We start from the raw sequence: 20,781 nt of genomic DNA, 5'->3' as shown, positions 1-20,781 counted from the left end.
GGCGGACCGTCCGCTTCCCCATCCCGTGCGGACGGTGCCCGCCCTGCGCCCCCCACCCGCCCGGGAGTCACGTCCTTGTCCTCCTCCCCCAAGGAGCCGGTCCTGGAGTCCGTGCCGGTCTCCGTCGCCCTGGTCGGCGCCGGCCCGCGCGGCACCAGCGTCCTGGAACGCCTCTGCGCCTCCGCCCCCGAACTGCTGCCCCCGGAACGGCCCCTGACGGTCCATGTGATCGACCCGGCACCGCCGGGCCCCGGCCGGGTCTGGCGAACGACGCAGTCGGCGGAGCTGCTGATGAACACCGTGGCGAGCCAGGTCACCCTGTTCACCGACGACAGCGTGGACTGCGCGGGCCCCGTCCGGCCCGGCCCCAGCCTGCACGCGTGGGCGGGCGGCGAACTGGGCCCCGACGACTACCCCACCCGCGCCCACTACGGCCGTTACCTGGAGTGGGTGTTCGCCCGGACGGTCTCCCGGGCACCGGCGGCGGTCCGCGTCGAGACACACCGCGCCCGTGCCGTACGGCTCGACGACGGCCCCGGCGGCCATCAGACGCTCACCCTGGACGACGGCCGCACCCTGCCCGGCCTGGCGGCGGTGGTGCTGGCCCAGGGCCACCTCCCGGTGACCGCGCCCGCGTCCGAACGCCGGCTCGCCGCCCACGCCGCCCGGCACGGCCTGCGGCACCTTGCGCCCGCCAACCCGGCCGACGTCGACCTCACCCCGCTCGCCCCCGGCGAACCGGTGCTGCTGCGCGGCCTGGGCCTCAACTTCTTCGACCACCTGGCCCTGCTGACCACCGGCCGGGGCGGCCGTTTCACCCGCACACCCGACGGCACCGCCCTGCGCTACCTCCCCTCCGGCCGCGAGCCCCGCCTGTACGCGGGCTCCCGGCGCGGCGTCCCCTACCAGGCACGCGGCGACAACGCCAAGGGCCCGTACGGCCGCCACACCCCGCTGCTGCTCACCCCCGAGGTGATCGCGGGCTTCCGCGCCCGCGCGGACTGCGGCGCGGCGCCCGACTTCCTCGCGGAGATCTGGCCCCTGGTCGCCAAGGAGGTGGAGACGGTCTACTACGCGGCCCTGACCGGCGACCCGGACGTCACCGAGCGCTTCCTCGCGGCCGCCGGCCGGCCCGCGGAGACGGCCGTGCTCGACGCCCACGGTGTGCCGGAGCCGGCCCGCTGGTCCTGGGAGCGCCTCCAGCGCCCTTACGGGGAACGGGAGTTCACCGGTCCCGCGCAGTGGCGGGCCTGGCTCCTGGGATATCTGCGCGAGGACGCCGCACAGGCCGCCCTCGGCAATACGCGCGGCCCGCTCAAGGCCGCCCTGGACGTACTGCGCGACCTGCGCAACGAGATACGGCTGATCGTCGACCACGGCGGCCTGACCGGCTCCTCCCGACGGGCCCACCTGGACGGCTGGTACACCCCGCTCAACGCGTTCCTGTCCATCGGCCCGCCCCGCCGCCGTGTCGAGGAACTCGCCGCGCTGGTGGCCGCGGGCGTGGTGGACGTGCTCGGCCCGGGGCTGGAGGTGGACCGCGCGGACGGCGCCTGGGTGGCCCGCTCCCCGGGGATACCCGGCTCCGCGGTCCGGGTGACCACCCTCGTCGAGGCCCGCCTGCCCGAGCCGGACCTGCGCCGCACCGCCGACGGCCTGCTGGCCGGGCTGCTCCGCGAGGGCGCGTGCCGCCCGCACGCGGTGGACGGCCACGAGACCGGCGGCGTCGACGTGACGCCGCGCCCGTACCGCCTCATCGGCCGTCACGGCCGCCCGCACCCACGGCGGTTCGCCTTCGGGGTGCCCACGGAGGGGGTGCACTGGGTGACCGCGGCGGGGGCCCGGCCGGGCGTGGACTCGGTGACCTTGTCGGACGCCGACGCGATCGCACGGGCGGTCCTGCGGACGGCGGCGGCCGAGACGGAAACCCGGCCGGAGACGGCCCCGGGGCGTCCGACGGCGGCCGGACGGAACACACCGGTCGCCGTATGACGCCGTGCCACCGTTCGGCGCCGGGCCGCCCCACGGCCCTCGGCCGACCCATCGCGGATAACCCTTTGCCCAACACACAAAGCCCCCGTGACACTGCTGTCACACCTCCCGCGTACGCTGTATGGCTGTCGTCGGGGGGCGCAACAGGACAATCACGGGGGAACCGTCGTGTGGGAAAGCATGGGCTCGCTGGAGGCCGGGCCATGGATATACGCCATGGTGGCCCTCTCCGTGCTGCTTGATGTGTTCCTGCCGGTCCTGCCGAGCGGGGTGCTGGTCATCACCGCGGCCACCGCGGCGGCGGCGGGCACCGGCGCGTCGGCCGGACAGGTCCCGCCGCACGTCCTGCCGGACATCCTGGCACTGACCCTCTGCGCGGCCACCGCGTCGGTCCTCGGCGACCTGGTCGCCTACCGGCTGGCCCGGCGCGGCGGGGCCCGCCTGGACCGCGCGATCGCCCGCTCCCGGCGGCTGAGCAGTGCGCAGGAACGTCTCGGCGAGGCCCTGTCCCGGGGCGGCGGCGCGCTGGTGATACTGGCCCGCTTCGCACCGGCCGGCCGCTCGATCGTCTCCCTCGGCGCCGGCGCGACCCACCGCAGCGTCCGCGACTTCCTCCCCTGGTCCGCCCTGGCGGGCCTGACCTGGGCCGTCTACAGCGTCGCCCTCGGCTACCTGGGCGCCCAGTGGCTGGGCGGCACCTGGCTGGCGACGGCGGTCTCGGTGGCGGCGCTGTTCGGCGCGGGGGCGGGAGCGGGGTATCTGATGCGAAGACGCCGGCCGGCGTAATCCGCGTCCCGCGCCTCAGTTCCCGCCCGCGGCCCCCTGCCCCCGCACCTCCAGTCCCCCGAGCAGTTCGGCGGTGGCCTTCGCGACCGCGTCCACGGCCCGCTCGAACACCTCCCGGTTGTGCGCGGCCGGCGCCCGGAACCCGGACACCTTCCGCACGTACTGCAACGCGGCAGCACGGATCTCGTCCTCCGTGGCCTCCTCGGCCAGCTGAGGCGGACGCAGGGTCTTGATGCTCCGGCACATGTCCCCAGTCTCCCGCAGACCCCCTCTTTCCTGCGAGGATCCTTCCGTGGCGGCCACCGCTCCCGGGGCCGACCGACGAGAGGACAACTCCATGCCGAACAGCCCGGACAGCCCGGACGGCCCGAACAACACGAGCAGCCCGAACAACACGGGCAACCCGAACGCCCCCGGCCCCCGTCCCCTCCGCACCGTCGCCGTCCTCGGACCCGGCGGCGTCGGCGGCCTGCTCGCGGCCCTGCTCTCCCGCTCCGGCCACCGCGTCCTCTGCCTGGCGGGCGAGGAGACGGCACACACGCTCCGCACCACCGGCATCCGCGTCCGCAGCCCCCTGTTCGGCGACTTCACGGCCCCCGTCGAGGCCGACACGGCCCTGCGCGAACCGGTCGACGCCTGCCTGGTCACCGTCAAGGCCACCGCCCTGGACGCGGCCCTCACCCGGATCCCGCCCGCGGCCCTCGGCGACGCCCTCCTCGTGCCGTTCCTGAACGGCGTGGAGCACCCCGCGCTGCTGCGCTCCCGCTACTCCCCCGACCGGGTGGCCCCGTCCGTGATCCGCGTCGAGTCCACCCGCACGGCACCCGGCCTGGTCGAACACACCAGCCCCTTCGTGGAGATCGACCTGACCGGCGCCAAGGTCCCCGGCCCCCGGCTGGAGGCCCTGGCCGCGGCCCTGACCTCGGCCGGCCCGGCCACCCGCGTCCTGGACGACGAAACCACCGTCCTCTGGGCGAAGATGGCGTTCCTCGCCCCGCTCGCCCTTCTCACCACCCGCTATCGCCTCCCCCTCGGTGAGGCCCGCACCCGGCACCGCGAGGAACTGGCGTCCCTGGTGGCGGAGACGGCGGCGGTCAGCCGTGCCTGCGGTGCCCCCGTCGACCCGGCCCGCGCGCTGGCCCGGTACGACGCCTTCCCACCCGCCACCAAGTCCTCGATGCAACGCGACGCGGAGGCCGGCCGGCCCCTCGAACTCGACGCGATCGGGGGCGCGTTGCTGCGCGCGGCGGACCGGCACGGCGTACCCGTGCCGGTGACGGCCCGTATCGTCAGGGAGCTGCGCGAGGCCTGACGTCAGCGGCGGTCAGCGGCTGTTGCGCCCGGGGGCACGGGCGGCGGCGAGGAAGGCGGCCATCTTCTCGCGGCTCTTGACCCCCGGCGCGGTCTCGACACTGCTGGAGACGTCCACGCCGTAGGGCCCGAACTTCTCGACGACATCGGCCACGTTGTGCTCGTCGAGGCCGCCGGCGATCACCACGTTTCCCGGCACCTCGCCGACCCAGTCGGGGATGTCCGCGAACACGCCGCTGCCGGCGCTGGCGTCGTAGAAGAAGTACCGCAGGGCCTCCGGCTTCTCGGGCGGGGCGCCGGAGGCGAGGGCGAGGTTCGGGATGTCGGCCGTCTCGTAGATCTGGACGATGTCGACGTGCCCGGCGACGGCGGCCGTCTCGGCGTGGGTCAGGGCCACGGCGAAGACGGTGACCCGTCCGCGGGCGTGGTCGGCGAGCGCCACGGCCCGCTCGGGCGGGCAGTACCGCTTGCTCTTCGGGGTCACGACGATCCCGACGGCGTCGTACCCCAGCTCGACGGCCCAGTCGATCTGCTGCTCCTGGGTGAGTCCGCACACCTTCACGAACGTCGGCTGCCGCTGCCCGCTCATCTGTCCCTGCTCCGTTCTCCCGCCCGGCGGGAACGCGATCGTGTCCTCCAGCTTCCCAGTCCTCGCGCCGGGGTGTTGCCGGTGCGCCGTCACCCGCACTCGAACACACGAACCCCATGAACGAACTCGCCACCTAAAATCGAACAGGCGTACCATTGCCGCGTGGCTGCGACCTATGACTTTCCGAGTGACCTCCTCGCCGGTCAGGAGGAGCTGCATCAGGTCCGGGCCGAGCTGTCGGCCCTGCTGAAGCGGCTCCCCTGGTCGGTCGTGCCGCTGGACGGGTTCAGCGACGAGGGCGGCTGGCGCAAGGTGGAGCGCCCCGCCTCCCCGGGCTGGACCGAGGACGAACAGGCGGAGGTGGAGAAACTGCGCCGCCGCGAGCACGAACTGGCGGTGTTCGTCAGCGGCCACCGCTTCTGGGCGGAGGTCACGGCGCCGGACCGCACGGACGCCCGGAGCCGCCTCAAGCACACGCACGAGACGGACTGAGAACGCGAGAGGACCCCGGCCGCATCGGCCGGGGTCCTCTCGTCACGTGGGCGCGGACGGTTTCGAACCGCCGACATCCTGCTTGTAAGGCAGGCGCTCTACCCCTGAGCTACGCACCCGAGACGAGTCGACAGCCTACATTGCCCGGGGCACTGTCCCGCAAACGCGTATCCGGCTCCTCGGCAGCCGGTCTCGCCGACCGTGAACTGACCGGCCCGTGTGTTCGTCCTTCACCAGTGGGAGAATTGCAGCGACCGCCAGGACACAGGGCGCACCGCGGTTCGGGAGAGGGAGAAGTGACGGGGACATCGGCGACTTCGGCGGTATCCGAGCAGTCGTACCCGCCTCCCGCAGGGGCCCGGCGTACGCCGCTTCGGGATGTCCTCGGGCTCATGGGCCTTCCGTTGCTGGCGGTGCTGGTGGTGCCCGGCGCGTTCGCCGGCGGCGGGACCCGCCGGTGGTTCGGGGGGCGGGCGGAGACCCAGCGGGCGGAGGCGCAGGCGGCGAAGGACGCCGCGGCCGCCGCGTTCTACGAGCTGGACACCGCCCAGCGGGACCTGCGGATCTCGATAGAGACCATCTCCGCCGTCGACGACTCGCCGGCCGCCCGTCGTGCCGTCTCCGACTTCGAGGCGCTGGGGCGGCGGATCGACGAGGTGAGCAACCGGTACATCCAGGCCATCGACGCCTACGACCTGGACCGGGACGACCTGGAGGCCGCCACGGCGACGCGGGCGCGCGGGGAGCTCTCCGGGGCCAAGGACGAGCTGGTGCGGGTCAAGGGGCAGCTGGACCGGTTCGGGGAGTCGCTCGGGCCGCTGCTCGGCAAGGCCGAGACGCAGCTGGCGCGGCTGGCGCCCGCCGTGGAGCGGGCCCGGCAGGCACTGCTGGCGGCCAGCAACGCGCTCGACGCCGTGCGCAGGACCCCGATCAGGGCCGATGACCTGGCGGCCCGGCTGGCCGCGCTGTCGCCCGAGCTGACCCGGCTCAACCAGGGCGCGGGACAGCACGGCGTGCAGGCGACGCTGGAGCGGGCCGGGCGGGTGCAGCGGGAGGCCGAGGCCATCCAGGTCGAGGCGGAGCGGCTGCCGGAGCGGGCCGCGGAGATCGATCACCGGCTGGTGAGCCTGCGGACCCGCGCACAGGCGCTGACCACCCGGGCCGGCCAGGTGGACCCGGTGCTGAGCGAGCTGCGGCGGCGGTTCTCGGCCGCCTGCTGGCAGGATCTCCAGCAGGTGCCGCAGCAGGCCGCGGAGAACGTCCGGCAGGCCGAGGTGAAGCTGCGCGAGGCGCAGGCCGCGCGGGACGCGCAGCGGTGGGCGGACGCCGCCGCGCTGCTGTCGACGGTGCGGGCGCTGCTCAACAGTACGGACGAGGCCGTCTCCGCCGCCGGTGACCGGCTGGGCCGGCTCAACGCCGTGCAGAAGGATCCGCAGGCGGAGGTCGAGCGGACGCGGTTCGCGATCCGGGACGCGCAGCGGCTGGCGATGACCGGGCGGTCCAGCCCGGATCCGCGGCACGCGCGGCCGCTGGACGACGCGGTGGCGCGGCTGGACCGGGCGGTCGGGACGCTGGAGGGGCGGCATCCCGACTACTGGCACTTCCTGACCGAGACGGAAGCGGTACGGCAGTCGGTCGCGCGGACGGTGGCGCGGATCCGGGAGGACCGGGGCACCGGCCACTCGTGAGCCGTTGCCGTCCCCGCGGCGGGGGCGGATATTGGGAGGGCGGCTCGCAACCGGGGCCCGTGATCAGGGCCCGCAGTCCAGATGGGGAGGCGGAGATGGCCTCACACGCAGCGCACTCGGGGACGCCGGGGACCTCACGGCGGCAGATCGTTTTCGACGAGGCACTGCCCGTCGACCACCGCCTGAACCGGGTCTACCGGATCGGGGCGGGCCTGATGGGCCTGTTCCTGCTCGCCTTCGGGATCCTCGGGCTCACCGACAACATCGGCTTCTTCGACACCGGCGGGAACAGCGCGATCGGCCTGAACACCAACGGCGCGCTGAGCGTGCTGTCGATCTGTGTCGGGCTGCTGCTGTTCGTCGGGATGGTGATCGGCGGGAACTTCGCGTCCACGCTGAACATGGTCCTCGGCGTGCTGTTCATCCTGAACGGCTTCCTGTTCCTGGGCCTGCTCGACACGGACTCGGACTTCCTGGCCTTCAAGATCCAGAACGTGCTGTTCAGTTTCGTGGTGGGTCTGGTGCTGATGGTGTTCGGGATGTACGGCAGGGTCAGTACGAACCTGCCGCACGACAACCCCTACTGGCGGGCCCGCCACCCCGAGGCGGAGCAGCGGGCCGAATCAGCGGATCAGGTGCGGTAGGCGTAGTAGTACGCGTTCGGGTACGACGCGACGAGGCTCGCCAGCGACCTGCGGTAGGTGTTGTTGGAGTGGTAGGTCACGTACGGGATCCCGTTGGCCACGTACGTGACGATCATCGTGTGGTCCTTCGAGCCGTCCCGGTCGAAGTCCATCTGGATGACGTCGCCGACCTGCGCCTGGAAGACGTTGGCGAGCGGGGTGGTCCGCTTGGAGTTCTGGGCGAACCAGGACCACTCGTTGACGCCGACGAACGAGTCGGACTGGATGTCGGCGGTGCCGAACCACTTCGTGTAGTCGTAGACGTAGCCCGGGACGTGCTTCCAGCCGCCGGCCTTGAGCGACTGGCTGACGAAGTTGGTGCAGTCGCCGCCGGCCGTCTCGTTGTTGTAGTTCGGGTAGGCCGTGTTGTAGTTGTTCCAGTACGTCTCGGCGTAGGTGGCCATCGCCTTGTAGTCGTACGTGCCGCCGGTGAGCGTCTTCGGCACGGCCACCGGGTTGCGCGTGATGGCCGCGCGCGGGGCGTCCGGCGTGGTGTTGCCGTCGTCGCCGGTGGCGGGCGCCTTCACCGAGGGCTTGGACAGCGTGTTGACGGCGAGGCCGCCCTCGTCGGTGTCCTCGATGTTCGTCAGCTGCCAGGTGCCCCGCCGGTCCGCCTTGAAGGTCAGCTCGTGGTGGGCCTGGAAGCCGGTGTTCTTCGGCGTGCCGCCGGTGGCCTTCGCGTAGGTCAGCGTCGTGGTCTCGGTGACGTCGGCCTTGGCGGTGCGGCCGGTCACGCGGGTCGCGTCGAGCGTGACCTGGGTGCTGCCGGCGCTGTACGTCTCGCCGGCCTTGGCGATGCGGTTCTGGCGGCCGCGCAGCTGGGTCAGCGCTGCGTCCTCGTCGCGTGACTGGGTGCTGGAGAGCCGGACGTCGCCGGAGAAGCGGGACGTCTGCTGCTTCTGCGAAGCACCCTTCACGAGGGCCTGGGTGCGGTCGGTGAAGACCGCGTCCGCGAGCTTCTGGAAGGTCGCCTTGGTCGCGGCGTCCACGGTCGGGTCGTCGACGACGGCCGCGCCCGCGCTCCAGTTGGCCGCGAAGGCGACCCCGGCGACGACCGAAGCGGCCGTCGCCGTGACTATGGCCGCACGGCTGCGCTTACGGCTCAGTTTTCTGGATTTCAATGGTGTTCCCCTCTACGCCGGTACACCTCTACCGGGCGACGGCATCTTCGCACGGCGTGTGTGACTCCTGTGAAGGGGGTTGCGCAATTGGAATGCGCTTGCTGTCGTGCCGAGTTGAACTGCCCGCCCGGAATCGGTAGGGCGCTCACTGCACGATGTTCGACCAGTCCGAGGGCGCCTGGGCCGGGTCCAGGGTGCGCAGCCGGGCCAGGGTGGCCGGGTCCTGGGCGTCCATCCAGTCGGCGAGCTCCTTGAAGGAGACGCACTTGACGCCCTTCTTGGTGCATATCTTCGGGATGACCTGGTCGATGGCCTTCATGTAGATGCCGCCGTTCCAGTCCTCGAAGTGGTTGCCGATGAACAGCGGGGCGCGGCTGCCGTAGTAGACGCGGTTGAAGCCGTTCATATAGGCGTCGACGGCCTGCTGTTCCCACCCGGCGTACTTCGAGGAGTCGCCGTCGACCTCGCCGTTGGACTGGTTGTAGAGGAAGTTGAAGTCCATCGAGAGGGCCTGGTTGTTGTCGCTGTACGGCAGCAGTTGGAGCGGGAAGTTCCAGAGACCGTCCTTCTTCGACGGCCATACCTGGAGGTCGCCGGGGGAGCTGGCGTCGTACTTCCAGTTGTAGCCGTACTTCTGCAGGGCCTTCAGCAGGTTGGGCTGGCCCTCCAGGCAGGGGGCGCGGCCGCCGACGACCTCCTGCTTGAAGTCGAAGGGCAGGGCCGGGATGTCCTTGTAGCCCGTGTTGGTCTTCCAGTGCTCCACGAACTCGAAGAACTGGTCGATCTCGCTCTTCCACTGCGCGACGCTCCAGTCGCCGCCGCCCTTGGCCTCGCAGAAGTGGCCGTTGAAGTGGGTGCCGATCTCGTTGCCCTGGTCGTACGCCTCGCGGAGCTGCTCCAGGGTGGTGCGTATGTGCGCGTCGGTGGCGTAGTCGATGGCGGCGTCGCCGGGCTTGTGCATCGGCCCGGTGTAGAGGTCCTTCTTGCTCTTGGGCAGCAGGTAGATGCCGGTGAGGAAGAAGGTCATATGGGCGTTGTACTCCTTGGCCATCTCCCGGTAGTGCGAGAAGAGCTCGTCGTCGCCCTGGAGCGCGCCGTCCCAGGAGAACACCACGAACTGGGGTGGCTTCTCACCGGGCTTGAGCTTCACGGCCTTCAGCTGGTCCTTCTGCGGCCCCGTGTACGAGGTCGAGCCGTCACCGAGGATCTTGGTCTTGCCGTCCCACTTCGGTGAGGCCGACGGCGACGGGCTGGACTTGGTGGTCCCCGACGCGGTGGGCGCGGTGTCGTCCTGTCTGGTGAGCACCAGATAGCCCGCGACGAGGGAGGCCACGACCAGGAAGGCGGCCAGGGTCACGAACTCCGGGCGGGCTGGACGGCGGTCACGGGTGGGCGCCTTGCGGCGATGGCCGCCTGCTGTCGGCTTCGTGCGGGGCTTCATGCGGGGCTCATTCTGCGGGTGGGTGGCGTGGGGAGCTGCGGGGCCTCGGGGGTCAGTCGAGGCCCATGGCCTGGGCCCAGAGCGAGTACGGGACGTTGTCGGTGCCGGATCCGGCGACTCCCTGGAGCGGAAGCGGCTCCAGGGACTTGTTCAGGTCGATGCGGTAGACGACGACGGACGTCGTCACCTTGGAGAGGGTGCCGGTGTACCAGGCGGCGGTGTCCTTGCCGCTGGCGTAGGTGCTGCCGGCCTTCCCGGCCGCCGTGCTGGTGAGCGCGGCCGTCGGGTGGGCCAGACGGAACGATTCGGTGAGCGCCTGCTCGACGTCCTCGGCCACGTCGTCGCGGACCGCGCGGGTCGGCCGGGGGGTGTCCACGGCGATCCGGCGGCCGTTGCGGGTGATCTTGGAGACGGAGTACGGCTCGGTGTGGTCACCGCCGGCGGCGAACGTGGCGTAGCCGCTCGCCATCCGGATCGCGCTCGGTGTGGAGCTGCCCATGGACAGCGCGGGCACCTGGGCTCCCATGCTCTCGGAGAGCAGCCCGGAGGCCACCGCGGTGGCCCGCACCTTGTCGAGTCCGGCGTCCACGCCGAGTTGCATGAACGGCGTGTTCACCGACTGGGCGAGGGCCTTGTCCAGGGTGATCTGCCCGTAGGACCTGTCGTCGTCGTTCTTGGCGAAGACCTTCTTGCCGCTGCGGTCCCAGTACGGTCCGTCGGGCGTGGTGACCGGGACCTTGTCGTCGCCGTCGTAGAGCGTCCCGGGCAGCACGGCGGTGGCGGCCCCGCCGCGTTCCTTGTGGGCGCCGTTCTGGAGCCCGGCCGCGTAGACGAAGGGCAGGAAGGCGCTGCCGGCCGGGACGGTGGTGGCGTTGGACTCGTTGTAGCCCTGGGTCCGGTGGTCGGGTCCGCCGTACACGGCCACGATCCGCCCGTCGGTCGTGACCGAGGCGGCGCCGTAGTGGGCGGCCGCGGCCGCCTTGGGGTCGCTCGCCTTGGCCTCCTTGCGGGCCTTGGCCACGGCCTTGGTGAGGGCCGTCTCCTTCTTCCGGTCGAAGGTGGTGTAGATCTGGTATCCGCCCAGGTCGAACTGCTTGTCCGAGATGTGCGCGGACTTCTTCGCGTACTGCTGCGCCAGCTCGACCAGGTAGTCGCTCTGGCTGCCGGTGTCGTAGACCTTGTTGGTCGCGATGGGCTCGGGGAACTTGGTGTACTTGGCCCGCTCGGCCGGCGACAGCTTGCCGATCTTGACCATCCGGTCCAGGATCCAGGACCAGCGCTCCACCGCCCGCTGGTGGTTGGCCTTGCTGAGCGTCGGGTCGTAGAGCCCGGCCCCCTTGAGCAGCGAGGCGAGCATGGCGGCCTGGCTGGCGTTGAGCTGGCCGACGTCCTTGCCGTAGTAGGCCTGGGCGGCGCGCTGGATGCCGTACGTCCCACGGCCGAACCAGCTGGTGTTGAGGTACCCCTCCAGGATCTGGTCCTTGCTCATCTTGTTGTCGAGCTTGAGGGAGATCATCGCCTCGGTGAATTTGCGGCTCACGGTCTGGTTCTGCGTGAGATAGACGTTCTTCACGTACTGCTGGGTGATGGTCGAGCCGCCCTCGGTGTCCCCTTCGCCGACCGTGCGGTACAGGGCCCGCGCGATGCCCTTCATCGAGATACCGGGGTCGGAGTAGAAGCTCTCGTTCTCCGCCGCGAGCACCGCCCAGCGCACGTCCACGGGTATGTCCTTGAGCGGCATGTCCTGCCGCTGCACCCAGCCGGTCCGGGCCATCGGCGTCCCGTCGGACCAGAAGTAGACATTGTCCTGCTGGGTGGCGTACGTGTTGAGGTTGGACGGTATGTCCGTGGCCGCGTAGGCGACGACGAGGAACAGCCCGGTCAGCCCGATGCTCCCCAGCCAGGCGCCCAGCCACTGCCGCCAGGACGGCATCCAGCGGCGCCAGCCGGTCCGGCCGGGGCGCGGGTAGGCAGGTCTGAGACGGCGGGCGTACGGCGCCAGCGGCGCGAGCCGGGGCCCCACGAGAGCCCGGACCGCCGCCGTCGCCGCCAGCGCCCGTTCCCGCGGCGTCGGGCGGGCGCTGCGGCGCCGCTCGGCACGGCCGCCCGCTCCCGCCGCATCCGGCTCCGGCTGCCGTTGTTCGGGCACCCGGATCTGCATCGTGACGTCCGCCCGCAGGGCGCCCACATTCAGATGCAGGGTCTCGTCATGCCGCGGCGGTACCGGCTTCTTCGGCCGCGCTCCCTGGTCCGCACCCGCCTTGGCGGTGTCGGCGGAGTTCTCCGCCCGCGGGGTGCGCAGTTCCTTCCACAGGGCCTCCGCCTTGCGCCGCGCGACCTCCTGCGCACGCTGAGCGTCGTCACCCTTCTGCCACAGAGCATGCTCCGCACGCAGGTCGTCGACCTTCAGATGCAAGGTCGCGTCCGGCTCGAACGGCTTACGATTCCGGGATCCGGCCTGGTCATGGCCTTCCTCCGGGTCGCCCGTCCGCTCCGTTGCGTCCGTCACGACTGCGTCTCCCCTCGCACTCGGTCTTGCGCGCGCAGGCAGACACGACGGGTGGCAGGGCCGCGGCGGGCGCGGCGCTACGAGCCCCCCTCTTCCCCCGGTCTTTTGGCTCCTCGCGGCCAGCTCAAATTATCAGCGATCTTTTCAAAATCTCCGCACAAGTATCGGACAGAAAGGAACACTCATGAAATTCTGAGGTGAAGTGATGCCCATCACTCCCGCATCACTGCCGCTAGCCTGTCCCTCATGCCCCGCTACGAGTATCGCTGCCGCACCTGCGACGACACCTTCGAACTGTCCCGCCCCATGGCCGAGTCATCCGCTCCCGCAGCATGCCCGGAAGGACATCAAGACACGGTAAAGCTCTTGTCGGCGGTAGCCGTGGGCGGAACGGCGACCGCGACCGCCCGGTCCGCGGCCCCCGCCGGCTCGGGCGGGGGCTGTTGCGGCGGCGGCTGCTGCGGCTAGCTCTCCGTACGGGCCGTCTTCAGGAATTCCCGCAGAATTCGCTCTCCGGCAAGCACCCCACGCTCGGGCAGCGCGGCGACGGCCGGCCCGGTCCACCCGGCGTCGGCCAGCTCCCCGTGCCCCGGCCGCCAGCCGCGGTCCGCGGCCAGCAGCAGGTCGGCGTCGAGCAGCGAGTCCCCCGCGGCCACCGTCAGCTCGGCCCCGGTCCGGCGCGCGACCTCCCGCATGGCCGCGCTCTTCGTCAGCGGCTTCGGCACGGCGTAGATCTTCCGGCCCTGCAGGGACACCGTCCAGCCGCGGTTCTCCGCCCACTCCCCGAGGCTCTTCACCCACTCCTCGGGCAGCAGCTCCCGCTCCACGACCAGGTAGGCGAACAGGTCCTCGGCGACCCGGTGCTTGCGCAGCCACACCGGATCGGCCTGCTCCGTCAGATACGCCCGCACCTCCTCCAGCGGGGCGCACTCGTCGGCGAGCCGGGCCAGCACCCGCGCGTGCCAGTCCGCGTCGGTCACCCCGTCGACCAGCAGATGCCCACCGTTGGCACAGATGGCGTACCTCGGCGTGGGCCCCGGCAGGTTGATCCGCTCGTACTGCTTACGGGTCCGCGTCGTGGTCGGCACGAAGACCGCCGCGTCCCCCAGCTCGGCCAGCAGCCGCGCGGCCGTCTCCGTCATGTACGACAGCGGCCGGCTCTCGTGCACCTCGACGCAGAGCAGCCGGGGCGCCCGCGCGTCCGGCATGGTCAGCGCCAGGGCGGCCGAGGAGTAGATGAGCGTACGGTCCAGGTCGCTGGCCACCAGCACCGGCATCAGACGTTCACCGCCCGGCCGTCGGCGCCGGTCGCCCCGCGCGTGTACCTGGGGTGGATCAGCCCGACACAGGTGTACGGCAGGTCGCCGACCTCCTCCACCGGTACCCCTCTCTGCTCGGCGAGCAGCCGCACATGGTCGAGGTCGACGCCCGCCCCGGCCCGCGCCAGGATCTTCCAGGGCACCCGGCGCAGCAGCACCCGGGTGGTCTCGCCGACGCCCGGCTTGACGAGGTTCACGTCGTGGATGCCGTACTCCTCGCTGATCCGTTCGACGGCCGCCCAGCCCTCCCAGGTCGGCGTGCGGTCGGCGACGGCCAGCTCCTTCACGGCGCCGTCCGCCGCGTCCACGACCTCCTCGAACCGGGCGGCGACCGCGTCCAGGAAGGCCACCGACACGTCGGCCCCGGCCAGCTCGCGGTAGAACTTGGCGCCGTGGAAGTCGTCGGGACCGACCAGGTCGGCCCGCAGCACGGTCCGCGAGATCAGCCCGGAGACGGTCGAGTTGAGGCAGGCGGAGGGGATCAGGAAGTCCTCCCGGGTGCCGTACGTCCGTACGCACGACCCGGGGTCCGCGAGCACCGCGATCTCCGGGTCGAAGCCGGAGACCCCCGTCCGCTCCTCGAACTCCTCGATCGCGTCGGCGAGTTCCCGGGTGATGGCGCCCTTGCCGGTCCAGCCGTCGACGAACACGACGTCCCGCGGGTCGTGGTGGGCGGCCAGCCAGCGCAGCGCGTTGGCGTCGATGCCGCGGCCGCGCACGATCGACACGGCGTAGTGCGGCAGGTCCAGGCCGTACCGGAACTGCGCCCAGCGGCGCATCAGCACGCCCACGGGCGTCCCGGCACGGGCCAGCGACACCAGTACCGGCCGCGGCGACCGCTCGGCCAGCACGGTCTCGGTGACGACCCCGACGGCCTGCGCGATCCGGGCGGCCGAGGTCTCCAGGGCCGCGTGGAACAGGGCCTGGTACTGCTCGCTCGGCTGGTACTCCACCGGCAGCGACTCGGCGTAGTGCGCGCCGCCGCTCTGGATGGCCTCCTCGCGCTCCTCGGTCGGCGCCTCCAGCGTGACGTCCGAGAGGTCCTGGAGCAGCCAGCCGACGTCCTCCGCCGGGTACGAGGAGAAGGCGGGGCCACGGAGGGGCTCGGGCAGCATGGCGGGGCTCTCTTCGGGTAGCGCGGGGACGTACGACGGTACAACCGCGAGCAGGACGTGCGGGGCATGCGCGCCGAGCAGGGCCGGCAGGCCGTCCGGGGCGTGCAGTTCGGGGGTGTCGCCGGCCGAGTCGACGAACAGGACGATCGCGTCGAAGCCGGCGCCGGCCACGTTGTACGCGTAGCGCTCGCCGGGGCCGTCGGCGGGGTGGTCGTGGGCCGGGAAGACGAGGCGGCTGCGGATCGCGTAGCCGGGGTCGTCGACGGCCAGGACGGGCGAGCGGGTGGTGGTGGAGTACCGCACCTCGGCGGTGACCAGCGCCTCCAGCTCGCGGGCGATCCTGAGAGGGGTGTACATCAGCTCTTCGAAACCGAGCGTCAGCACGCGGCGGGCGTCGGGGGGCAGGGCTTCGGCGAGCCTCGCGGCCATGGTGGGGAGGGCCGACTCCAGGCGTATTCGGTGGGCGGGGGTGAAACCGTGGCGTCCGCCGTCGGGGAGGCCGTACGGCCAGTGCAGGTCGACGCGGGTGAGGTGGGGGGTGGTGCGGGTGTCGGGTGTCTGCGGGTGCGTGGGGGCCGGTCGCGCAGTTCCCCGCGCCCCCAGGGGGTTGCGCTGGAAGTCGGCCTGAGAGGCAACGCCGGGAAGGGGCGCGGGGAACTGCGCGACCGGCCCCGACGGCGCCGCGCCCGGCCGATCACCTGTCGCGGCACTCTCCTCGTACCGAGCCACCAGTTCCTGGCCCTTCTCCAGGACCCCCTCCGGCAGCTTCACCGTCCCCGAGGCCGCCGCCACCAGATCCACGCGCGCGTCGATCTCGCGCGCGAAGTCCGTCAGACGACCGGCGTCGGCCGGCGACCGCATGTCCACCAGGGCCACCACGACGTACCGCTGCCGCGGATAGCGGGCGTGCAGGTCCCTGATCGTGTTCAGGACCGTGTTGCCGGTGGAGAACTCGTCGTCGACCAGGACCAGGGGGCCGTCTCCGGAGAGCAGGGCAGGGTCCTCGGGAAGGAGCAGATGCGAGGTCGCGTGCGAGTGGGACTCCTCGAAGCCGCCCGCGGGGACGACCCCGGCGACCGGCCGGCGCGTGGAGTGCAGGTAGGGGGCGAGGCCGACCCCGTCCGCCACCGAATGACCGAGCCCCGTCGCCGTCTCCGCGTACCCCAGGACGACCGCCCGCCCGGCCTCCCGCTCGCCGAGCAGGTCCCGCACCCGTCGGCCGAGGGCGAAGCCGTGCCCGTACACCACCGACGGCGACTGCGGCACGTGCTTGCCGAGCACGTTGGAGACCAGGAGGTGGGCCCGTCTGGGGTTGCGGCGCAGGGCGAGGCCGAGGAGGGCCGTCAGACCGTCGTCGCCCACCAGTTCGACGCCGAGCCGCTCAGCGACCCAGCTGCCGGACCAGACCCCGTTGTTCGCTGCGATGTTCATACGTTCCCTGTGTCGTCCCGAAGGGCCTGTCAACCCGGTATCCCGGCGGCGAGCAGTTCCACGAAGCCGACGTCCTCGTTGGCCACGCCGAACACCTCGGCGCGGAGCATGGTCCGCTCGGCCCAGGCGCGGTGCGGCTTCACCTCGTTCATCTTGTTCGTGTAGGCCGAGCGAAGTACACCCCCGCCGCCCCGTTCCGGCCGCAGGATGTCCTGGGCGTCGGAGAACTCCTCGTGACTGACGACGGACAGCGCGTGCACGGGGATGACATGGGACGGGTGGATGCAGGTCTTGCCCAGCAGTCCGTTGGCCTGGTCCAGGGAGATCTCCCTGAGCAGTCCGTCCATGGCGTGCTCGATGAGCCGCTCGCGCAGCTCCACGGCCTGCTCGGCGAGGAACGGGCTCTGCCGCAGCATCGGCTTGAACATGCGCTCGGGCACCCGGAAGTACTCCCACACCGGCCCGGTCACGGTGAATCCGGTGCCGTCGGCCCGGCCCAGCATGTTCACCACGTCGGCGATGACGGAGGCGATGATCTGGACGTCGTAGGCGGTCATGTCCGGGGCCCGCCGCAGCCCGTAGGACGAGCAGAAGTCGGTGACCCCGAGGCGCAGCGCCAGCACCTTGTCCCGGTACTTGTCGACGGCGCGGGCGATGCCCTCCAGGGCGTCCACGCGCGTCTCCCGGTACATCAGCTCGGGCGTCTCCAGCACCGGCATCCCGAACAGCCGGCGACCGCTGTGCAGCACGGCGCCGTCCAGGGCCTGGAGGAAGGGGATGCCGCGCTCCTCGGTGAACTTCGGGAAGACGAACCCGGACAGCAGCGACACGCTCGCGCCCAGCCGGCGTACCAGGTCGGGGATCTGCTCGGGTTCCCGCACCCGGATGAAGAGCAGCGGCAGCTCCACGCCGGCCCGGTCGCGCTCGGCCAGGTCCGCGAACTGCCGGACGAGGTTCTCCTCGCCGGCCGCCACGTCCTCGTCGCCGATGGAGTCCTCCAGGCACAGCACCATCGAGACCACGCCGAGCGCGGCCTGCTTGACGATGTCGTCGGCGAGCCGCGGCCGGGTGGCCGGGCTGTACAGGGTGGCCCCCAGGGCCGCGGAGAGCAGCCTGGCGGGCGAGTCGGCGGTGAACTCGCACGGCTCCTGGTGAAAGAGACGCCGCCGCACCTCAGGGGCGATGTGCCCGAAATGACGCATGAAACTCCCCCGTGGTGGTGGGCCGAGCCTGTGAAATTGGTAAAGGGTGGCCGGTAATAGTACGTACAAAGCCATGTCCGGGGTTCCCGCCGGGCATGAATTTCAGGTAACCCGCCCGTGTCGGTCGCGAGGCCCCCCGCGTTGTCGTGACCAGGACCGAGAGGGCAGGATGACCGCATGACGCACGCCATGCTGAAGGGGTCGAACGTCCCGCTGGAAGCCACCACGGTCCGGGCCGTGCTGCGCTGGACGCCCGGACAGGGAGTTCCGGACGTCGATGCCTCCGCGCTGCTCCTCGGCCCCGACGGACGCGTGCGCTCCGACGAGGACTTCGTCTTCTACAACCAGCCCCGGCATCCCTCCGGGAAGGTCTGGCGGCTCGGCAAGAAGCGGGTGGCCGAGGGCCTCACCGACACGATCCAGACAGATCTGCCCGGTGTCGAGCCCAGCGTCGGCCGAATCCTGCTGGTCGCATCCGCGGACGGCGTCCCCTTCGAACACGTACCGGCGCTGCGCATCCTGTTGTACGACGCGGTGTCGCCCGACGCCGAAGCGCTGGCCCATTTCGACATCAAGCCGGAGACCGGCGCCGAGACGGCCCTGATCTGCGGCGAGCTGTACCGCAGGGGCGACGGCTGGAAGTTCCGCGCGCTGGGCGAGGGCTACAGCAACGGCCTCAAGGGCCTGGCCACGGACTTCGGTATCTCGGTGGACGAGTCGGAACCGATGGAGGAGCCGTCGGCCTCCATGCCGCTCCCGCCCGAGCAGCCGACCTCGGTACCCACCCAGCCGGCCTACGGCTACCCCCAGCCCGCGTACACCCAGCAACCGCCCCAGCAGTCGGGCTACGGCTACCCCCCACCGGCCCCGATCCCGGTGGCGACGATCCCGAACACGGACTTCCGGCTGCCCCCGCAAGGGCCGCAGTTCATCGGGCGCTAGCTGAAGCGCCTTCAGGGGCGCGGGGAACCGCGCGAGCAACCACGACGGCGCAGCAGTCGCGCGCCCACGGCACAACCCAGCCGCCGTGGGCGGACTAACGATCCGCCGTCTTGTAACCCCGCCCCCACTGCAACCCCCACCCGTACAACCGGTCCAGCTCCCCCTGGAACCCGTACACGAACTTCACCTCGCGCCGGACGATCAGCTCGCCCTTCACGTTCTCGATCATCACGACCGCGCAGGACCGCGCCTGCGGATGCCGTTCGTCGAGGCCGATCTCGATGCGCGGCCCGTTGCTCGGGTACAGCGTGACGATCGCGTGGGTGCGGTCGAACGCAGGCGTCTGGTCGTAGATGTAGACGAACACCAGCAGCCGCTTGATGTCGTCCCGGTGATCGAGGTTGACGTACATTGTCTCGCCGGACGCCGACCCGAACCGGTCGTCGCCGCTGAGCTTGACGTACGGCGGTGCGTTCACGTCCCCGAGCAGGCCGCCGAGCGGCTGGACGACCCCCTTGGTCCCGTCGGTCAGCTCGTACAGCGCCCCGAGGTCGAGGTCGACGTTGACCATGCTCTGCCCGTGCCCGATCACCTCCGGCGGCCGCAGCGCCTTGAAGGGGTGCCGGAACAGGCTCTCCCGCTGCTCCCCGTCGAAGTCGGACGTACGCATCCGCCAGCTCAGGTTGACGCGCAGGTTGCCGGTGGCCGCGCCCTGCTTCGTGAGGGACACCGTCTGGTGCCGCCTGGTGAGCTCGATGGAGTTGGACGCGGCGCTGCCCGAGTCGAACTCGGCCGCCTTCCCGCCCAGCAGCCCGTCGAAGAAACCCATTCCCGCCCCCAGTAACTCCTGCCGACGCCTGGGGGCGGCCGACCGGTCGGCCGCCCCCATCAGAGCGTTCCTCGTCCAGGAGGGCGTCACACCCTCCGTTTTCGGCCCGGCGAGCCGGTTCAGACCCCGGACGAGACCTCAGCCTTCTCGTCCGACCCCGCTTTTCCCTCGGCTTCCGCCAGCCGCTGGTTGCGCCGTACCGAGGACCAGAACGACCAGCCGATCAGGACGACACCGACGAGACCGGTGATGACCTCGTTGATCTGGTACTGGATGGTGACCATCAGGATCACGGCCAGCGCGCCGATCGCGTAGTGGGCGCCGTGCTCCAGGAAGACGTAGTCGTCCAGGGTGCCCTGGCGGACCAGGTACACGGTGAGCGACCGGACGTACATCGCGCCGATGCCGAGGCCGAGGGCCATCAGCACGATGTCGTTGGTGATGGCGAACGCGCCGATCACGCCGTCGAAGGAGAAGGACGCGTCCAGGACCTCCAGGTAGAGGAACATGAAGAACGCGGCCTGGCCGGCCAGCACCACCGCGGGCTTCTTCTTGCCGGTGCGCTCGGCCTCTTCCTCCTCCTCGTGCTCGCGTTCCTCCTCGGCCTCCAGCCGGTCCTCGAAGAAGCCGGAGAGGCCGCCGACGATCATGTAGGTGATCAGGCCGGCGATGCCGGCGATCAGGACCGTCTGCGCCTTGTCGGTGTGGCCGCCGCCGTGCTGGTGGGCGTGGGTGGCGAAGGTGAAGGAGGTGATCAGCAGGACGATCAGGGCGATGCAGACCGCCAGCATGTCGACCTTGCCGAGCTTGGCGAGGGGGCGTTCGATCCAGCGCAGCCACTGGATGTCCCGGTCCTCGAAGATGAAGTCGAGGAAGATCATCAACAGGAACATGCCACCGAAGGCCGCGATCGCCGGGTGGGCGTCGGTGACCAGTTCCTGGTAGCGGTCCTTGTTGTTGAGCGCGAGGTCGACGGCCTGGATGGGGCCCATCTTGGCGGTGACCGCGACGATCACGACGGGGAAGACCAGCCGCATACCGAAGACCGCGATGAGGACGCCGACCGTGAGGAAGATCTTCTGCCAGAAGGCGTTCATCTTCTTCAGGATTCCGGCGTTGACGACCGCGTTGTCGAACGACAGGGAGATTTCGAGGACGGCGAGGATCGCCACGATGCCGAAGGCCTCCCACCCCCCGTAGAAGACCGCGGCGACCAGTCCGAGCGCGGTGATCGCGAACGACCAGCCGAAGGTTTTCAGAAGCACTGGCTACCCAATCGTGTGTGTACGGGTCTCGCTCGCGCCGTACTCGGCTTTACTCACTGTTGACCA

At 71.1% G+C, this 20,781-nt stretch carries 18 protein-coding genes and 1 tRNA gene; 8 read left to right on the top strand and 11 right to left on the bottom strand.

What is annotated here, in order from left to right; translation table 11 throughout:
* The first annotated feature begins 75 nt into the window (after positions 1-75).
* Both IEZ11_RS00195 and IEZ11_RS00190 read left to right on the top strand, forming a co-directional pair.
* Positions 76-1,992, top strand: a complete 1,917-nt coding sequence (locus tag IEZ11_RS00195; RefSeq protein ID WP_189260440.1) for an FAD/NAD(P)-binding protein — start codon at positions 76-78, stop codon at positions 1,990-1,992.
* 168 nt (positions 1,993-2,160) lie between these two features.
* Positions 2,161-2,778, top strand: coding sequence for a DedA family protein (locus IEZ11_RS00190; protein ID WP_189260439.1), 618 nt, complete (start codon positions 2,161-2,163; stop codon positions 2,776-2,778).
* Positions 2,779-2,793: 15 nt separating this feature from the next.
* Here the strand turns inward: IEZ11_RS00190 and IEZ11_RS00185 are convergent, their stop codons facing one another.
* Positions 2,794-3,024 carry a DUF2277 domain-containing protein gene (locus IEZ11_RS00185; protein WP_189260438.1) on the bottom strand — a complete coding sequence of 77 codons (231 nt, stop codon included), beginning with the start codon at positions 3,022-3,024 and terminating at the stop codon, positions 2,794-2,796.
* Positions 3,025-3,115: 91 nt separating this feature from the next.
* Here IEZ11_RS00185 and IEZ11_RS00180 point away from each other — a divergent pair, with 91 nt between their 5' ends.
* Positions 3,116-4,090 carry a ketopantoate reductase family protein gene (locus IEZ11_RS00180; protein ID WP_189260437.1) on the top strand — a complete coding sequence of 325 codons (975 nt, stop codon included), beginning with the start codon at positions 3,116-3,118 and terminating at the stop codon, positions 4,088-4,090.
* 12 nt (positions 4,091-4,102) lie between these two features.
* On the opposite strand, the gene IEZ11_RS00175 is transcribed toward IEZ11_RS00180, so the two are convergent.
* Positions 4,103-4,678 carry a phosphoribosylanthranilate isomerase gene (locus IEZ11_RS00175; RefSeq protein WP_189260436.1) on the bottom strand — a complete coding sequence of 192 codons (576 nt, stop codon included), beginning with the start codon at positions 4,676-4,678 and terminating at the stop codon, positions 4,103-4,105.
* Between the two features lie 162 nt (positions 4,679-4,840).
* Here IEZ11_RS00175 and IEZ11_RS00170 point away from each other — a divergent pair, with 162 nt between their 5' ends.
* Positions 4,841-5,170: a DUF8825 domain-containing protein gene (locus IEZ11_RS00170; protein WP_189260435.1), complete on the top strand. Its 330-nt coding sequence runs from the start codon at positions 4,841-4,843 to the stop codon at positions 5,168-5,170.
* A 47-nt stretch (positions 5,171-5,217) separates the two neighbouring features.
* Here IEZ11_RS00170 and IEZ11_RS00165 read toward each other — a convergent pair.
* A tRNA-Val gene (locus IEZ11_RS00165) sits at positions 5,218-5,289 on the bottom strand.
* Positions 5,290-5,562: 273 nt separating this feature from the next.
* On the opposite strand from IEZ11_RS00165, the gene IEZ11_RS00160 reads away from it, so the two are divergent.
* Positions 5,563-6,858, top strand: coding sequence for a hypothetical protein (locus tag IEZ11_RS00160; protein WP_229712748.1), 1,296 nt, complete (start codon positions 5,563-5,565; stop codon positions 6,856-6,858).
* A 95-nt stretch (positions 6,859-6,953) separates the two neighbouring features.
* Positions 6,954-7,502 carry a DUF4383 domain-containing protein gene (locus IEZ11_RS00155; RefSeq protein ID WP_189260433.1) on the top strand — a complete coding sequence of 183 codons (549 nt, stop codon included), beginning with the start codon at positions 6,954-6,956 and terminating at the stop codon, positions 7,500-7,502.
* Here IEZ11_RS00155 and IEZ11_RS00150 read toward each other — a convergent pair.
* The 3 genes from IEZ11_RS00150 to IEZ11_RS00140 all read right to left on the bottom strand — a co-directional run bounded on the left by IEZ11_RS00150 (position 7,490) and on the right by IEZ11_RS00140 (position 12,264).
* Positions 7,490-8,662, bottom strand: coding sequence for an amidase domain-containing protein (locus tag IEZ11_RS00150; protein WP_189260432.1), 1,173 nt, complete (start codon positions 8,660-8,662; stop codon positions 7,490-7,492). The genes IEZ11_RS00155 and IEZ11_RS00150 overlap by 13 nt on opposite strands.
* A 145-nt stretch (positions 8,663-8,807) precedes the next feature.
* A complete protein-coding gene (locus tag IEZ11_RS00145; RefSeq protein ID WP_189260431.1) occupies positions 8,808-10,103 on the bottom strand; it encodes a polysaccharide deacetylase family protein in 1,296 nt (431 codons plus the stop codon).
* Between the two features lie 52 nt (positions 10,104-10,155).
* A complete protein-coding gene (locus tag IEZ11_RS00140; RefSeq protein ID WP_189261074.1) occupies positions 10,156-12,264 on the bottom strand; it encodes a transglycosylase domain-containing protein in 2,109 nt (702 codons plus the stop codon).
* Positions 12,265-12,858: 594 nt separating this feature from the next.
* On the opposite strand from IEZ11_RS00140, the gene IEZ11_RS00135 reads away from it, so the two are divergent.
* Positions 12,859-13,080 carry an FmdB family zinc ribbon protein gene (locus tag IEZ11_RS00135; protein WP_189260430.1) on the top strand — a complete coding sequence of 74 codons (222 nt, stop codon included), beginning with the start codon at positions 12,859-12,861 and terminating at the stop codon, positions 13,078-13,080.
* Here the strand turns inward: IEZ11_RS00135 and IEZ11_RS00130 are convergent.
* Genes IEZ11_RS00130 through IEZ11_RS00120 form a run of 3 tightly spaced genes read right to left on the bottom strand, consistent with a single transcriptional unit; the run spans position 13,077 to position 17,679 of the window.
* Complete coding sequence (locus IEZ11_RS00130; protein ID WP_189260429.1) at positions 13,077-13,889, bottom strand: HAD family hydrolase; 813 nt, start codon at positions 13,887-13,889, stop codon at positions 13,077-13,079. The two genes, IEZ11_RS00135 and IEZ11_RS00130, sit on opposite strands and share 4 nt — an antisense overlap.
* Positions 13,889-16,477, bottom strand: a complete 2,589-nt coding sequence (locus IEZ11_RS00125) for a phosphoribosyltransferase (protein WP_189260428.1) — start codon at positions 16,475-16,477, stop codon at positions 13,889-13,891. Before IEZ11_RS00125 ends, IEZ11_RS00130 begins: the two co-directional genes overlap by 1 nt.
* Positions 16,478-16,506: 29 nt before the next feature.
* Positions 16,507-17,679 carry an HpcH/HpaI aldolase/citrate lyase family protein gene (locus IEZ11_RS00120; RefSeq protein ID WP_189260427.1) on the bottom strand — a complete coding sequence of 391 codons (1,173 nt, stop codon included), beginning with the start codon at positions 17,677-17,679 and terminating at the stop codon, positions 16,507-16,509.
* 177 nt (positions 17,680-17,856) lie between these two features.
* On the opposite strand from IEZ11_RS00120, the gene IEZ11_RS00115 reads away from it, so the two are divergent.
* A complete protein-coding gene (locus tag IEZ11_RS00115; protein WP_189260426.1) occupies positions 17,857-18,621 on the top strand; it encodes a TerD family protein in 765 nt (254 codons plus the stop codon).
* A 94-nt stretch (positions 18,622-18,715) separates the two neighbouring features.
* Here IEZ11_RS00115 and IEZ11_RS00110 read toward each other — a convergent pair whose 3' ends face one another.
* Positions 18,716-19,450, bottom strand: a complete 735-nt coding sequence (locus IEZ11_RS00110) for a TerD family protein (RefSeq protein WP_189261073.1) — start codon at positions 19,448-19,450, stop codon at positions 18,716-18,718.
* 119 nt (positions 19,451-19,569) lie between these two features.
* The gene (locus IEZ11_RS00105) at positions 19,570-20,715 is read right to left on the bottom strand and encodes a DUF475 domain-containing protein (protein WP_189260425.1); all 1,146 of its coding nucleotides are present in this window, start codon (positions 20,713-20,715) and stop codon (positions 19,570-19,572) included.
* Between the last annotated feature and the right edge of the window lie 66 nt (positions 20,716-20,781).

The sequence above is a fragment of the Streptomyces fuscichromogenes genome (genome assembly GCF_014645815.1).
GTDB lineage: Bacteria > Actinomycetota > Actinomycetes > Streptomycetales > Streptomycetaceae > Streptomyces > Streptomyces fuscichromogenes.
The sequence above is the reverse complement of the archived record's forward strand: the minus strand, read 5'-3'. Positions and strand labels throughout refer to the sequence as shown.